This window comes from Rhodococcus sp. 05-339-2 (assembly GCF_002258965.1).
GTDB lineage: Bacteria > Actinomycetota > Actinomycetes > Mycobacteriales > Mycobacteriaceae > Rhodococcoides.
In genome coordinates, this window is sequence record NZ_NOYW01000016.1 from 100913 (window position 1) to 116361 (window position 15449).

13 protein-coding genes are annotated in these 15449 nt (G+C 64.6%); 7 read left to right on the forward strand and 6 right to left on the reverse strand.

Annotated features, from left to right (window positions below):
- The first annotated feature begins 1 nt into the window (after window position 1).
- Window positions 2–115, forward strand: coding sequence for a helix-turn-helix domain-containing protein (locus CH273_RS14095; protein ID WP_082322475.1), 114 nt, complete (start codon window positions 2–4; stop codon window positions 113–115).
- A gap of 6 nt (window positions 116–121) precedes the next feature.
- Here CH273_RS14095 and CH273_RS14100 read toward each other — a convergent pair whose 3' ends face one another.
- Window positions 122–1099 carry an alpha/beta hydrolase gene (locus CH273_RS14100; RefSeq protein ID WP_032395613.1) on the reverse strand — a complete coding sequence of 326 codons (978 nt, stop codon included), beginning with the start codon at window positions 1097–1099 and terminating at the stop codon, window positions 122–124.
- 261 nt (window positions 1100–1360) lie between these two features.
- Between CH273_RS14100 and CH273_RS14105 the strand changes: the two genes are divergently transcribed.
- A complete protein-coding gene (locus CH273_RS14105; RefSeq protein WP_032395437.1) occupies window positions 1361–1813 on the forward strand; it encodes a MarR family winged helix-turn-helix transcriptional regulator in 453 nt (150 codons plus the stop codon).
- A complete protein-coding gene (locus CH273_RS14110) occupies window positions 1810–2196 on the forward strand; it encodes a DUF5313 family protein (protein WP_032395438.1) in 387 nt (128 codons plus the stop codon). Before CH273_RS14105 ends, CH273_RS14110 begins: the two co-directional genes overlap by 4 nt.
- Here CH273_RS14110 and CH273_RS14115 read toward each other — a convergent pair.
- Complete coding sequence (locus CH273_RS14115) at window positions 2190–4571, reverse strand: response regulator (RefSeq protein WP_032395439.1); 2382 nt, start codon at window positions 4569–4571, stop codon at window positions 2190–2192. The genes CH273_RS14110 and CH273_RS14115 overlap by 7 nt on opposite strands.
- A 122-nt stretch (window positions 4572–4693) precedes the next feature.
- Here CH273_RS14115 and glgX point away from each other — a divergent pair, with 122 nt between their 5' ends.
- The gene (gene glgX / locus CH273_RS14120) at window positions 4694–6736 is read left to right on the forward strand and encodes a glycogen debranching protein GlgX (RefSeq protein ID WP_032395440.1); all 2043 of its coding nucleotides are present in this window, start codon (window positions 4694–4696) and stop codon (window positions 6734–6736) included.
- Here the strand turns inward: glgX and CH273_RS14125 are convergent.
- Entirely contained in the window at window positions 6717–8150 is a 1434-nt protein-coding gene (locus CH273_RS14125) for an FAD-dependent oxidoreductase (RefSeq protein WP_032395441.1), read from the reverse strand. The genes glgX and CH273_RS14125 overlap by 20 nt on opposite strands.
- Before the next feature lie 122 nt (window positions 8151–8272).
- Here CH273_RS14125 and CH273_RS14130 point away from each other — a divergent pair, with 122 nt between their 5' ends.
- Window positions 8273–8833, forward strand: coding sequence for a TetR/AcrR family transcriptional regulator (locus CH273_RS14130; RefSeq protein WP_032395442.1), 561 nt, complete (start codon window positions 8273–8275; stop codon window positions 8831–8833).
- Window positions 8834–8838: 5 nt separating this feature from the next.
- On the opposite strand, the gene CH273_RS14135 is transcribed toward CH273_RS14130, so the two are convergent.
- From CH273_RS14135 to CH273_RS14145, 3 genes are read right to left on the reverse strand one after another with little or no spacing between them, the layout of a single operon-like run.
- Window positions 8839–10545: a glycerol-3-phosphate dehydrogenase/oxidase gene (locus CH273_RS14135; RefSeq protein WP_032395443.1), complete on the reverse strand. Its 1707-nt coding sequence runs from the start codon at window positions 10543–10545 to the stop codon at window positions 8839–8841.
- Entirely contained in the window at window positions 10542–12059 is a 1518-nt protein-coding gene (glpK, locus tag CH273_RS14140) for a glycerol kinase GlpK (protein WP_032395444.1), read from the reverse strand. Before glpK ends, CH273_RS14135 begins: the two co-directional genes overlap by 4 nt.
- On the reverse strand, window positions 12056–12910 hold the full coding sequence (locus CH273_RS14145; protein WP_032395445.1) for an MIP/aquaporin family protein: 855 nt from the start codon (window positions 12908–12910) through the stop codon (window positions 12056–12058). Before CH273_RS14145 ends, glpK begins: the two co-directional genes overlap by 4 nt.
- A 122-nt stretch (window positions 12911–13032) precedes the next feature.
- On the opposite strand from CH273_RS14145, the gene CH273_RS14150 reads away from it, so the two are divergent.
- Complete coding sequence (locus CH273_RS14150) at window positions 13033–14016, forward strand: sugar-binding transcriptional regulator (protein WP_094638029.1); 984 nt, start codon at window positions 13033–13035, stop codon at window positions 14014–14016.
- A 128-nt stretch (window positions 14017–14144) separates the two neighbouring features.
- Window positions 14145–15410, forward strand: a complete 1266-nt coding sequence (locus CH273_RS14155; protein WP_032395446.1) for a DUF6745 domain-containing protein — start codon at window positions 14145–14147, stop codon at window positions 15408–15410.
- Window positions 15411–15449: the final 39 nt, after the last annotated feature.

Sequence of the window (15449 nt, forward strand, 5' to 3'; positions counted from 1 at the left end):
CATCGGCGCGTTGGCGGCATCGTGGGGATTCACCGACCCCGCGCATTTCAGCCGCGCGTTTCGTGCGCGCTTCGGCTGCACCCCCAAGGACTTTCGCGACACCAACCGCGGCTGAGTCGGCTCAGATCCCGAGCGACCCGGCCAGCGTCGGCCAACTCTTGGGCAGCTGCTCCACCCAGTACGGCCACGAATGAGTTCCGGTCTCGGTGAAGTCGAATGTCGCCGGGATGTTCAGCTGGCCGAGTCGGTCCGCCAGTCGATGGGTGCAGTAGTTCGCGCCCACTTCGATGAGGCCGCCGACCACCACCACATCCAGTGCCGCTGCGCTGTCGAAGCTTTCGTGCGGCCCCGGCGCTCCCGTTCCCACCGACACGTACACGTCGGTGCCGCGCAGACTTTCGGCGTTGACAACCGAATCGTGTTGCACCCAGGCAGGATCGAGAGGTCCGCCCCACATGTTGTCGGCATTACCGCCGAACGCTCCGACGATCGCGCGAATGCTCGCCTGCCCCATCGGCTCCGAGGAGGCGAAACAACCACTGTACGACGCCACCCCGGAGTAGAGGTCGGGGTGACGTGCGGCCAGCATCATGGCGGACTGCGCACCCATGGACAGCCCTGCGATCGCGTTGCGTCCGTTGCCGTCCACGGCTGCGTCGATCAACGGGGGGAGTTCCTCGGTCAGGAACGTCTCCCATTGGTATCGGCCGAGTTTCGGATCGTCCCGTTGCCAGTCGGTGTAGAAGCTGCCGGGGCCTGCCAACGGTAGGACGACGTTGACGTTCTTGTCGGCGAAGAATTCGGCCGCGCCGCCCTTGCGGAGCCACATGCTGTTGTTGGGGTCCTCTTCTCCGATGCCGCTGAGCATGTACAGCGTCGGCCGCGAGCCGGACCGTGCTGCCGGGGTGAGCACCTGCACCTCGACGACCGCCCCCATCGCTGGCGATTCCACGCTCAGCGTGCGCAGGGTCTGCGACGCGATGGACGTGTCGACGATCCGCGCGACCGGCCCGATGGGATCGGCCGTCGCGACGCCTACCGAGGACACCGACAGAGCTGCGGCGACGACGAACGTGGTGAAGATGCGTCGACGACGCATGGCGATCCTCTCGGGAGGTGTCAGCAGGGCGGGATTTATCACAACGAAATGGCGAATTGCATGGAGCATTGCACAGCAACCGACCGGATGGAATGCCGAACGTCGATCCGCCCGATTCGGACCGACCGGGACTCTGGCAACACCTCGCCGCGCGAGCATTTGCCCTTCTTTGCAACATCTTTCGGGCATCGAGTACCGACTTTCGATATCGCATCGCCCACTAATGGTTAGTGCACTACTCAATTCTGGTAGCCTGGGACCGTGGCCACCGCCGAAGATCCACTCGCACTCGATCGACAGGTCTGCTTTGCACTCGCCGTCGCCAACCGTGCCGTGCTGTCGGTGTATCGGCCCCTGCTCGAGCCGATGGGGCTGACGCATCCGCAATATCTGGTGATGCTGGCACTGTGGGGCGAGTCGCCGATGTCGGTCAAAGCCATCGGATCGGCACTGCAGCTCGACTCCCCCACCCTGTCGCCGCTTCTCAAGCGTCTGGAGTCGATGGGGTTGCTCACCCGCAATCGAAGCGTCGAGGACGAGCGCGTTCTGCTCGTCGCGCTCACCCCGGCCGGGGCCGCACTCCGCAAGAAGGCCGAGAGAATTCCACCCGCCGTCGTGGCGAAGCTCGGCGCGTCACTCGCCGAGCTCGACGAACTGCGACGCGTCCTCACCCGCGTCAACGACGCGGCCATCGCAGCAGGAGCACTGTCGTGAACGCTCGCCCGACCCGCACCCGTCCGCCCCTCGGCCAATGGCTGGGCTACGCCGTCCTCGGCCGCAAACTCCCCGACGAGTTCCAGGGCTGGGTCCGACGCGATCTCGTCGGTCCGGGAGCGACGCCGCGTCACATCCTGCGCTCGATGATTCCGTTCCTGCCGATCTTCATCGGATTTTTCGTCCTGTTCCCAGGAGCGATCTGGCTACGCGCCTCGATGGTGTTGCTCAGCCTGCTGCTCGCGCTGTTCTACACGGCGGCGTACATGGACCAGAACCGTGCCCGACGCCTGGAAATCCACGGGCTCCCGGCCGATCTGAAGAGCGAGAAGAAGACAGCCGAAATGGAACGGGAACGCGAGAATTACCGCCGCAATCACTGACGCTCTCGGTCGAGCCCGGCGGTGAAGTCGTCGACGATCATGGTTGCCAGGTCGCGGGTCTTTCGGTTGGAGTTCTGCGACAGTTCGGTCAGCTGGGTGAACGCGGCATCTTCGTCGATGCGGTAGACCGACATCAGAATTCCCACTGCCCGGCCGATCGTTCCGCGGGTGTCGAGGGCAGTGCGCAGCGTCGAGGCCTGGTTGTCACTTTCGGCGAGGATCTGTTCGCGCATACGGGAGAGTTCGTGGTGTACCCGCACACGGGCCACGAGTTCTCGATCGTGGAACGGTTTGACGATGTAGTCGTCGGCCCCGCGGCCCAGGCCGTCGAGCACGAAGTCCGTTCCCGCTCGCGCGGTCAGCAGTATCACGGGCACACGCTGCAGACCGGTGTCGCGGCGGATCTCGTCGACCAGGTCCAGTCCGCTGCGCCCGGGGAGCATGACGTCGGTGAGCACGATGCCCGGCGGCGTCGACCGTGCCAGATCGAGTGCGGTCTCGATGTCGCCTGCGGTGGCGACCGACCACCCTTCCTCGGTCAGCAGCCTCAGCAGGTAGTTGCGCATGTCGACGTTGTCCTCGACGAGCAGAATGTCCGCTCGATCGGGCGTCGCCTGCGTCGATTCGTGGGCCACGAAGATCGCCGACACCGAATCGGTCGGTGTTGCCGGACGGTCGACAGGCACCGCGGCCTCGACCGGCACCCGGGGCACGACCACGGTGAACGTGCTCCCGATGCCCACCTCGCTGGCGACATCCACATGCCCGTTCAGGGCTGTGAGCAGGTCCGATACCAGCGCGAGCCCGATGCCGAACCCTTCGATACTGCGCGCTCCCGCGTGCTCGACCCGGTGGAATCGATCGAAGATGCGCGACAGATCGTCTTCGGGGATTCCGAGCCCGGTATCGGCGATCACGAGCCGAACGGTGTCGGTCTCGGCCCTCAGACGCACCGACACCCGGCCCGTGGGGGTGTACTTGATGGCGTTCGCGACGAGGTTGAACACGATCTTCGACCACATCTCGCCGTCGCTGAGCACGACGACGTCCTCGGACGTATCGACTTCCAGGTCGAGACCGCGGTCCGACGCCACCGTCGCGAACAGCGTCGCGCAGTCACGCGTCACCGCCGTGAGATCGGTGGGTTCGAGACGGGCCTCGAGTCGGCCCGCGTCGGCGCTGACGGCATCCATCAGATCGTCGACGAGTCGGCGTAGTCGTACCGATGCGCGATGGACCACGTCGAGAGAGTGCCGATCGGGTTCGCTCAACTGCGAGGAAGCACTCTCGCGTACCGAGTCCAGCGGACCGGCGAGAAGGGTCAGCGGTGTTCGGAATTCGTGCCCAACGGTTTCGAGCAGTCGCGTCTTCGCCGCATCGGCCTCGGCCAGCGCCACGACGCGTTGCCGCTCCATCTCGAAGGCCTGGGAGGCGGTCAGCGCAGTCGATACGCGTTCGGCCACGACGCCACAGAACGAGGTGAAGGCATCGTCGATCACTCGGTGGCTGCTCACCCCGATCAGCAGCGCACCGACCGGCTGCACACGGCCTGCCATCGTCAACGGCACGACGACGGCCCGAGGAACGTTGCCGTCCACGCCGACCGTCGCCACGGCCACTGCGCCGTCGGCGACCCGGGCGAGATCGGCGCACTCCCACGTCGAGCGCTCGTAGCCGACGTCGCCGCCGGTCACGACACACTCGACGCGGCCGTCCGCATTCATGCCTTCGCGGAGGTAACCGGAGACGAGCGGAAACTCCGATGCTTCGGCCGCGAGCGCGCCCACGGCCGCCCGGCAGATGTCCTCGGCACCGTCGGTGTCGATGCCTGTCAGCGTCCCCAGGCTCAACAACGCCTGCATACGACGGTCACCGAGCACCTGCTGGGTGACCTCCGACGTGGCGACGAACACGCCGAGGACCGCGCGCCCGGGACCGTGGATCGGGCTGTAGGAGAAAGTGAAGTACGTCTCTTCGAGGAATCCGTACCGGTTCATCATGAACCGTTGGCGAGCACCGTGCACTGCCGTGCCGCCGTCGACGACCTGTCGGGCCAACTCTCCGATCTCGTCCCAGATCTCCGCCCAACAGACCTTGGCCGGCTGCGCTGCGGCCGCGGGGAACTTGTCCCCGAGGAAGTCGGTGTACGTGTGGTTGAAGATCTGCACCAGGTGAGGACCCCACCAGATCAGCATCGGAATCGTCGACGGCATGACGGTGCGAATCGCGGTGATCAACTCTTGCGGCCACTGGTCCACCGGCCCCAACTCGGTCGCCGCCCAGTCCAGTTCCCGAAACCTGGCGTCGGTCGCGTTGTCACCCGGAAACAGCTCGTCCAGGCGGGCCGAACCGGCATCGGGTCGTGGGCAATTCATCGCATCGTCCTTCGTAACTTGCGCCCGCTGGTGCTCGGCGGCCGCAATCTCGCCGTCGATACTAGCCGAACGCTCGGTATGCAGGCGTTTCGCTCGAGCCTTACGGGGGTACTGCCGCGACCATGCCCTCCTCATTCAGTCTCCCGTACCCCTTGGGCGTCTCACGTCTGTCGAACGACGGTGCCAACCTTGCCGTCTACTCCGAAACAGCGGACTCGGTCTCTGTGGTCGTATTGAACGACGACGGAACAGAGCGCAGTACAACGCTTTTGACGCAGCGCACCGGTCACGTCTTTCACGATCTGGTTCCCGACGTCACCCCGGGAGCGCGGTACGGTCTGCGCGTCGACGGTCCGTGGGACCCCGCGTCGGGGCTGCGGCACAACTCGGCGAAGTTGCTCCTCGACCCGTACGCCACCGCCATCACCGGTCAGGTCGACTGGAACGAGTCGGTCTTCTCGCATCTGCACGAGGAACCGGAGACCCGCAACGACGAGGATTCGGCACCGTACATGCCGTACTCCGTTGCTGTGCAATCGAACTTCGATTGGTCGGGAGACGAGTCACCGCACACACCGTTGGACAAGACGGTCGTCTACGAGGTGCACGTCAAGGGATTCACCGCCACCAATCCCGATGTGCCCGAGGACATTCGCGGCACCTATGCCGGACTGGCACACCCCGCAGCCATCGCACATCTGAAGCGAATCGGCGTCACGGCAGTGGAACTGCTGCCGATCCACCAGTTCGTTCAGGATTCGCATCTGCTGGAGGAGGGCCGTCGCAATTACTGGGGCTACAACTCCATCGGCTTCTTCGCCCCGCACAACGAGTACAGCAGCACCGGCGACACCGGCGGCCAGGTGGACGAGTTCAAGGCCCTGGTCAAAGCCATGCACGACAACGGCATCGAGGTCATTCTCGACGTCGTCTACAACCACACCGCCGAGGGCAACCATCTCGGACCGACCCTCTCGCTCAAGGGAATCGACAACGGCTCGCACTACCGACTCGTCGACGACGACCGGAGCGCGTACTACGACACCACCGGTACCGGCAACAGCCTCAACGTCGGTCACCCCGCCGCCCTGGCACTCATCCTCGACTCACTGCGCTACTGGGTGACCGAGATGCACGTCGACGGCTTCCGCTTCGACCTGGCCAGCACCCTGACTCGTCAGGACTCGGACCTCGACGTGCACAGTGCGTTCCTCAGCCTCGTGCATCAGGATCCGACGCTCGCGCCGGTCAAGCTCATCGCCGAACCGTGGGACACCCAGGGCTACCAGGTGGGCGGCTTCCCGGCGCGCTGGTCGGAGTGGAACGGCAAGTTCCGCGACGACGTTCGCGATTTCTGGCGCGGCGAGAGCGGGGCGCTGCCTGCACTGGCGCAACGTGTCACCGGCAGCCCGGACGTCTACGAGAGCACCCGTCGTCCCACGTTGGCGAGCGTCAACTTCATCACCGCGCACGACGGCTTCACGTTGGCCGACCTGAACTCCTACGACGACAAACACAACGAGGAGAACGGCGAGGACAGCCAGGACGGCGAATCCGACAACCGCTCGTGGGGTTGCGGTGCCGAGGGCCCGACCGACGACGAGGGTGTCAACGCATTGCGAGCTCGCCAGCAACGCAATCACCTTGCGACGCTGCTGCTCTCGGCCGGTGTGCCGATGATCCTCGGCGGCGACGAGCTCGGCCGGACGCAGAACGGCAACAACAATGCCTACTGCCAGGACAACGAGGTCTCCTGGTTCGACTGGAGCACAGCCGATCAGGACCTCATCGACTTCACCACGCACCTCATCGCGCTTCGCACCGAGCACCCGGCACTGCGCCCCACCTGGTTCCGGCACGACAGCGATTCCGACGAGGAGGGAGCCGGCCCGGACACCGTCGACTTCTATCGCGCCGACGGCGAGAAGCTGTCCGACGAGGATTGGTCCGACGGCAACGCCCACAGCATTCTGGTCCTCATGCGCGCCGGGGAAAGTGATGCCTCGTTCGCGTGGATGGTCAACGCCTCACCCGGAGCCGTGGAATTCACTCTGCCGAAGGGCACCTGGACTCAGACGATCTCGAGCGACCCGGATCAGGACTACGAGGCCGGCGGCCCGTCCATCCTGATCCGAGAGCACTCGTTCACGTTGCTGCAGGGCTGATCGAGGCGGAACACTCTGCTGTCCACCGGTCTCGAACAGCCTGCCATTGATTCGAGTCCGATCGTCCGGCCCATGCGATGTATCCATCGGGCCGGACGAGGACTGCCGGACCGTGGTCGGCTCGGCGGGGGATATCCGTTCGGCTGCAATCGTTCTCGCCGATCATCAGAAAAGTGGTGTCGCGCAGCGCCGTGGTGACGGTGCCGTCGATGAGGGGTATCTGCACGGCGCGCCGGCCAACCAGCGGGTGCTCGCCACGTCGGCGAGCATACGAGATCGAAATACCGGAAAACATCCCGGCTATCCTGCCGACGGCACGTTGTCTACGAAGCACCCGTGCGGAGACGATGTTGCGCAACGTCCGCGCTACCACCGAGCGCAGCAACAACATGCGAATCGTCGCGCCGCTACTGCGCAACACCAGCTTTCCCACTGGATGCCGCTCGTCGTGATAGGTGTCGAGGATCTTCTCGTCGGCACCGCCGAGGACGGCTGCCAGCTTCCAGCCGAGGTTCATCGCGTCCTGGATTCCGGTGTTCATGCCCTGTCCCCCGGCAGGCGAATGTACGTGCGCCGCATCGCCGGCCAGGAATACCCGGCCCACTCGGTAGCGCCGGACTTGCCTCTCGTCGCAGGAGAAGCGCGAACTCCATCGCACGTCGGTCCAGCCGTAGTCGGTTCCGATTGCGCGGCGCACCACGTCACGAAGCCGCGTCTCGTCGACGGACGCAGCTACGTCTGCGGTGTCGGTACGGTCGCAGGCGATCACTCGAAACCACCCGTCGCCGAACGGCGCGACGAACGCAAAGCAGTCCTCGCCTGCGCCGATGTTGATCAGACCGTTGGGCGGATCAACCAACCGTACATCCGCGAGCATGATCGACCGCAGCAATTCCCTGCCGGGGAAGTCGAGTCCGATCGACGTGCGGACGATACTGTGCACTCCGTCGGTTCCGGCCGCATACGACGCCGTCCACTCCTGCGCGCTGCCGTCGGCCACCGTCCCGCGCACCACTACTCCGTCGGCATTCTGCTCGAGACCGGTGACCTCGACCCCGCGCAGAATCCGCGCACCGGACGCCCGCGCGTACTCCTCGAGTCGAGAGTCCACGTTGGTCTGTGGCGTGACCAGCAGATACGGAAACTGCGACGGTAGTGCGCCGAGGTCGAGGGACAGTCCGTTCCAGAGTTTCAGTCCCGGCGCGTGCGCTCCGGTGGAGAGCAGGTCCTCGGCCAGACCACGACTGTCGAGAATCTCCAGCGTGCGGGCATGTACTCCGAAAGCTCGCGACAGCGGTGATGGTGCATCGTGTTTCTCGAGCACCGTCACCGAGCGGCCGGCACGCGCGAGTTCCCCCGCCAGCATGCAGCCTGCCGGACCTGCACCGACGACGATCACGTCCGAATGGTTCATGACGCACTCCCACTGTGGTCAGCGAATTCCTGGGTCAGCGAATTCTTGGTCAACGACTGTTGACTTCCGACGATAGACCCACCGAGCACCGTGGTCAACGGTTGTTGACTTAGGCTACGGAGATGACCGAACGACAACCTCGATCCGCGACCGCCACCCGGGCTCGCATTCTCGACGCAGCCCGCGCCCAATTCGGGGCCGACGGCTACGACCGCACCACCATGCGATCCGTCGCCGCCACCGCGGGCGTCGACGCGGCGATGGTCGTCAGGTACTTCCGAACCAAGGAAGCGTTGTTCGCCGAGGCCGCCACGTTCGAACTCGACATTCCGGATCTGACCCACGTCCAACCCGAGCGCATCGCAGAAGTGTTGATGCCCAGGTTCTTCCAGGTCTGGGAGGAAGACGGAACGTTCCTCGCCCTGATGCGCGCTGCGGCTACCAATGCCGCGGCGGCAACGACCATGCAGCAGGTGTTCGCCACCCAGGTCGCGCCGGCGCTGGCCGCAGTCTCGCCAGATCGGTATGCGGAGCGGGCTGCCCTAGTGGGAACCCAGGTACTCGGTCTGGTGTTCGCACGCTACATCCTCACAGTACCTCCATTGGCCGAGATGACCCACGAGCAGTTGGTTCGGTGGGTAGGACCGACGCTGCGGCGCTACCTCACCGAACCACTCGACTGAGTAGGTCAGCTCACCCCGGCACGCACGTCCGGTGCCCCGAGACGGGCTGCATCAGCAGTGTCGTCATCGGGCTGTTGCTGCGAATCCCGTTCTGCCAGAACCCGAAGCCGATAGTGCTCGATCTCTTCGGCAACGTGCTGGTCGTCCCATCCCAGGATGGGTGCCACCAACCGGGCCACCTCGTCGGCCGCCGCTTCACCACGATCGGGAACCTCGATGGAGATGCGGGTACGACGCGTCAGAATATCTTCGAGGTGCCGCGCGCCTTCGTGACTCGCGGCATAAACGGCCTCGGCCTTCAGGTACTCCGGCGCACTCTCGAGAGGCTCGCCGAGCTCGGGATTGCCGTCGATCAAGTCCAACAACTCACCCATCAGAGTGCCGTACCGACCCAGCAGATGCTCGACGCGTGAGACACGCATACCGGTGCGCTCGGCCGTCAGGGCACGGGAGTTGAACGCCCCGAGGTAGCCATCGGCACCGACGAGCGGAATGTCCTCGGTGACGCACTTCGGTACCGTCCGCTCGAGCCCGTGCACTGCGGAATCGACTGCGTCCTTGGCCATCACGCGATAGGTGGTGTACTTGCCACCCGCGATCACCGTCAGTCCGCGCACCGGACTGGACACCGCGTGCTCACGCGAGAGTGTGCTGGTGGAATCGGATTCACCGAACAGCAACGGTCGCAGTCCCGCGTACACACCGACGACGTCGGTTCGGTCCAACGGATCGGCGAGCAGCTTGTTCACGTGGCCCAGGATGTAGTCGATGTCGCTCTGGCTCGCGGCCGGGTGAGCCAGATCGAGCTTCCAGTCGGTATCGGTCGTACCGATGATCCAATGACTTCCCCACGGGATGACGAACAGCAGACTCTTCTCGGTTCGCGTGATGATGCCCGTGGCACTGTTGATGCGATTGCGCGGCACCACCAGGTGCACACCCTTGGACGCGCGAACCTGGAATTGTCCACGCCCACCGACCATCTGCTGCACCTCGTCGGTCCAGACACCGGCAGCATTGATGACCTGCTTGGCCCGTACCTCGAAGGAGCGGCCCGTTTCGAGATCGCTCGCCACGACGCCGACGACCTTGTCGTCCTCCCTCAGGAAGCCCGTGACGCGAGTGCTGTTGGCGCACAACGCACCGTAGGCGGCCGCCGTACGGGCGAGCATCATCGTGTGCCGAGCATCGTCGACCTGACCCTCGTAGAACTTCACCGCACCGCGGATCGCCGAGCGCTTGCCGGACGGGAAGGACTCGAGTGTCTTCTTCTTGCCGAGGTGCTTGTGATGGCTCGGCACGCCGCGTCCGGCACCCATGACGTCGTAGACGCCGATGCCGAGCCCGACGTACGGGCGGTCGATCACCTTCTCCAGCGGATAGATGAACGGCACCGGACGAGCGAGATGCGGGCAGAGCTTGTTCAGTACCAGCGAACGCTCCTTGAGCGCCTCGAACACCAAGGCGAAGTTGAACTGCTCGAGGTAGCGCAGACCGCCGTGGAAGAGCTTGCTCGAGCGGCTGGACGTGCCGGCCGCGTAGTCACGCGCTTCGAGCAGACCGACCTTCAGGCCGCGCGTTACGGCGTCGAGTGCGGTGCCCGCGCCGACGACGCCGCCGCCGATCACCAGGATGTCGAGCTCTTCGGCTTCCATCCTCGCCAGCGCGTCGGCGCGCGACTGCGGGCTCAAAGCCGTTGTGGTGGAACTCATTCTTCATCAACCCAATCGAGAGTACGTGTTACTGCCTTCTTCCAGCCGGCGTAGAGCTTCGCCCGCTGGTCCTCGTCCATGGACGGCGTCCATGTCTTGTCCTCGGCCCAGTTCTGACGGATGTCGTCCTCGCTCTCCCAGTACCCGACGGCGAGGCCGGCCGCGTATGCCGCTCCGAGAGCGGTGGTTTCGGCCACGACGGGCCGCACCACGTCGACGTTCAGGATGTCGGACTGGAACTGCATCAGCAGCTCGTTGACCACCATGCCGCCGTCGACCTTGAGTACCTCCAGATCGACACCGGAGTCTGCGTTCATGGCCTCGATCACCTCACGCGTCTGATACGCGGTGGCCTCGAGGACGGCGCGGGCCAGGTGTCCCTTGTTGACGAATCGCGTCAGTCCCACGATGGCACCGCGGGCGTCCGACCGCCAGTGCGGGGCGAAGAGACCGGAGAACGCGGGGACGAAGTAGGCACCGCCGTTGTCGTCCACCGACCGTGCGTCGGTCTCGATGTCGGCGGCCGAGGAGATCATGCCCAGGTTGTCGCGCAGCCACTGCACCAGCGAACCCGTCACGGCGATGGAACCCTCGAGCGCGTACACCGTCGGTTGGTCGCCGATCTTGTAGCAGACCGTGGTCAGCAGGCCGTTCTTGCTCATGACCTTTTCGGTGCCGGTGTTGAGGAGCACGAAATTGCCTGTGCCGTAAGTGTTCTTGGCCTCGCCGGGAGACAGGCAGGCCTGCCCGAAGGTGGCTGCCTGCTGGTCGCCCAGGATGCCGGAAATCGGTACCCCGCGGAACGGACCGCGCGCACGGCCGGTGCCGTACACCTCGGAGCTCGAGCGAATCTCGGGCAACATCGACATCGGGATGTCCATGTCCGCACAGATCTGCTCGTCCCACTGCAACGTGTCGAGATCCATGAGCAGGGTACGCGAGGCGTTGGTCGGATCGGTGTAGTGCAGCCCACCGTCGGTTCCGCCGGTCATGTTCCACAGCACCCACGTGTCCATGTTGCCGAAACACAGTTCTCCCGCTTCGGCTTTGGCGCGTGCACCGTCGACGTTGTCGAGGATCCACTTGACCTTGGGTCCGGAGAAGTAGGTCGCCAGGGGCAGCCCGGTCTTCGCGGTGTACTTGTTGGCGTCGCCCCCACCCAGTGCGGTGGCGATCCGATCGGTACGGGTGTCCTGCCAGACGATGGCGTTGTAGATCGGCTTGCCCGTCGCGCGCTCCCACACCAGCGCCGTCTCACGCTGGTTGGTGATACCGACTGCAGCGATGTCCTCGCGCGTCAGATCGGCAGCGGCCATGGCACCGGCCGCGACGGCGCGCACGTTGTCCCAGATCTCCGACGCGTCGTGCTCGACCCAGCCGGCCTGCGGGAAGATCTGCTTGTGTTCCTTCTGATCGACCGCGACGACGGTACCGGCGTGATCGAAGATCATGCAGCGTGAGGACGTGGTTCCCTGATCGATCGCGGCGACGTACTTTCCTGCGAACTCGGTCATGGCTTCTCTCCTGTGGTCTGGGTGTCTGCTGGGAGTCGTGATGGCGGCTCGGGCGTCGAACCTTCGTCTTTGCGCAGGTTCCTACCGATGAGCAGGTCGTACAACAACACTCCTATCGGTCCGCCTACTAGAGGTCCGACGATCGGGACCCAGAAGTACAGGCCGCCGTATTGATCTCGCCAGGCTCCACCGTATCCGGTGATGTACGACGCCAGGCGAGGTCCGAAATCTCGGGCCGGATTGATCGCGTATCCGGCGTTGGTGGCCCATGCGAAGCCGATGGCGACCACGATGAGGCCGACGATCAGTGGAGCCATGTTGGCCATCGGCGCGGTGCCGAGCGAATCGGTCACTGCCACAATGAGGAACAGCAGGATCGCGGTGCCGATGATCTGATCGATCAGTGCCGAGGAGACGCTGACGGGCAACGTTCCGTTGCCGGGAAGCGTCGAGAAGATCGTCTGGGTGGCGGTGGTGTGCCCGGGGTCGACTGCATTGATCATGTCGTTGTAGTTCCAGCGCACCAGCAGCGCGGCCACGAAGGCACCTGCGGTCTGCGCGAGGATGTAGGGCGCAACCATCTTCCAGCTGAATCCGCGGAAGAGTGCGAACGTGATCGTGACCGCGGGGTTGAGGTGCGCGCCGGTGATTCGACCGGCGACGTAGATGCCGAACATCACCCCCAGGCCCCATGCCCAGGCGATCGAGTCGTGGTCTCCGAGACTTCCCGATTCACCGCCCGAGACCACCTGCGCGACGACGCCGACGCCGAACAGAATGAGAATCATGGTTCCGGCGAACTCGGCAGCCATGTGCGCCGGCAGTCCCCATTCCGGTTCCTTACGAGCCATTGTGTAGCCTCCGCAAAGTTGGTGATGCACGCCACATTGCGTGCTGTTTGCCACGGTAGACGGCCTGCACTGCGTTGCACAGCTGGTGCACATATGTGCAAATCGGTCGTACACTGGTGCCGGTGACCGACCCACTCAGCGTGCCCGAATCGGACCTACGGACCGGCCATGCCACCCAGGCAGCGCGCCTGTACTACTTCCAGGACATGACGATGGCGGCGATCGGCCGTGAGCTGGGCGTATCTCGCTCGACGGTCTCACGACTCATCACGTTCGCGCGGGCATCGGGACTGGTGGAAATCAAGATCTCCACCCCGCTCGGTCAGGCACCGCGAATCGAGCGTGCATTCGCCGATCTGTACGACATTCGTGCACATGTCGTCCCCGTATCGGAAACCGTCGACGAATTGCAGCGCCTCGATCGCGTCGCCACCTTCGCAGGCCGATTGCTGACGTCGTTCTTCGAATCCGACATGGTGATGGGCGTCGCCTGGGGAACCACCGTCAGCGCCGTCAGCCGCAAGCTCGCACCCAAACGAACCCACAACTCCACCGTCGTGCAGCTCAACGGCGCAGCGAACACCCGAACCACCGGAGTCTCCTACGCCACCGACATCGTCCGAACCTTTGCCGACGCCTACGGTGCTGTCGCGCAGGGGTTTCCGGTGCCCGCCTTCTTCGACTACCCCGAAACCCGCCGACACCTGTGGCGCGAACGCAGCATCAAGCGAGTACTCGAACTACAGGACCGGATGAACCTCGCCGTGTTCAGCATCGGCGTCATGAGCGGTGCCGTTCCGAGTCACGTCTACAGCTCCGGCTACCTCGAGCGCGAGGATCGAGCCGAGCTCCAACGCGACGGTGTCGTGGGCGACATCGCCACCGTGTTCCTGCGCTCCGATGGCAGCCACGACCGAATTGCGTTGAACGACAGATCGAGTGGACCGAGCCTGGATCGGCTCAAGGTGGTTCCGCGCCGAGTCTGCATCGTCGCCGGAGCGTCCAAACTCGATGCCCTCACCGCAGCGCTGCGCGGCGGATTGATCACCGACCTCGTCATCGACGACATCAGCGCGGCCCAGTTGATCCTTCGCTCACGCGGCTGACCCATGTGAGCGGAACTTCGTAGCAGGGGTCGAAGTTTCGTGCACATGGGTGCCCTCTTGCGCTCACCCGATTCTCGTGTCACTCTTTTCTTCATGACAACCGGAAAGGCGGACACCGCCTCCCTCACGTGAGCGCCGTGCCGATGCCGTCGACATTTCCCCGTCGCGGCACATTCAGTGACAATCCCGATGAATACGCCGAGAGCATCAGTGCGGTCTGCGCGCAGCGTGATCGATGGCTCCGCTACGGCCTGAAGGCCGGCCCCTCCGATAGAACCACGGCGGAATCAGCCGTGGCACAGTTGTATCGAAGAGCCGGTTTCGACGCCCCCGAGTTCGTGTGGGTACCGTCCCCCGCTGCCGCCGCGTCCTTCGTCACGGCAGAGCAATTGGTGAGCGAAATCCCCACGACCGCAGCAAAAGCCGAGAAGTCACCTGCACGCATCGCATCGTTGCTGTCGAATTCCCGTCGACGAATGGACGAGCGAATCGACAAGCGAAGAATCGAATGGCCGCGGTGGTCCTTCCACCAGAATCCGAACATGCCGAGCGATCGAGAAGCGCGGATGACCGTTGCAACACGTTCACCGGAGGACGCGGCCCGAGCCGGCATCAGTCCCGATCCCATCATTCGCCGGACAGTGTGGGATTCGTTGCGCACCAGTCTGTTCGACGGTGTCGCTTCTGCGACGAGAAGCCTCGCTCCGCACTCGTTCGGCAGTATCACCTGGTACGGCCAGCAGGAAGCGCATCGCGTCGCCTACTACGACATCTATCGCACCTTTCACCTCGCCGCGTTCGAGCGCGAGGACAACGAGCTTCTCGACATTCAATCGGCCCTCGTCGAATCGACGGGATGGTGGTGGGCGTTCGACGACGTCGCAGTGATGTCCGAACGCCCCACCGCAGTGCACACCGAGCCGGTTCCCAATCCGGTGCACGGTGAAGTGCGCCTGCACAATTCGTCTTCTCCAGCAGTCGAGTTCGGTGACGGCAGCGGCGTCCATGTCCTGAACGGGACCGTGGTTCCCAAGTGGGTGATCCACGATCCGACGGTCGAGCGCATCACCGTCGAACGCAACGTCGAGATCCGACGGAGCGCCATCGAACGAATCGGTTGGGACAACTATCTCGACCGAGCCGGTTTGCGACTGGTCGACACCGACGCCGATCCGGGCAATCCCGGTTGCACCCTGCAACTGTTCGCCACCCCGGCGGGCTGGGGCAGCGAGGGTCGAATCCTTCGCGCCGTCAACGGCTCTCGTGAACGTGACGGCGAGCGCCGACGCTACGGACTTCGCGTCCCCGGCGCGTTCTCGTCCGCGGTCGACGCCGCGGGCTGGACCTACGGCCTGGCCGGAGCCGACTACGGCCGGCTACTCCGCAGAACCTGACACCTCACCGCGCCACCACACCCCGACTACACACACCCC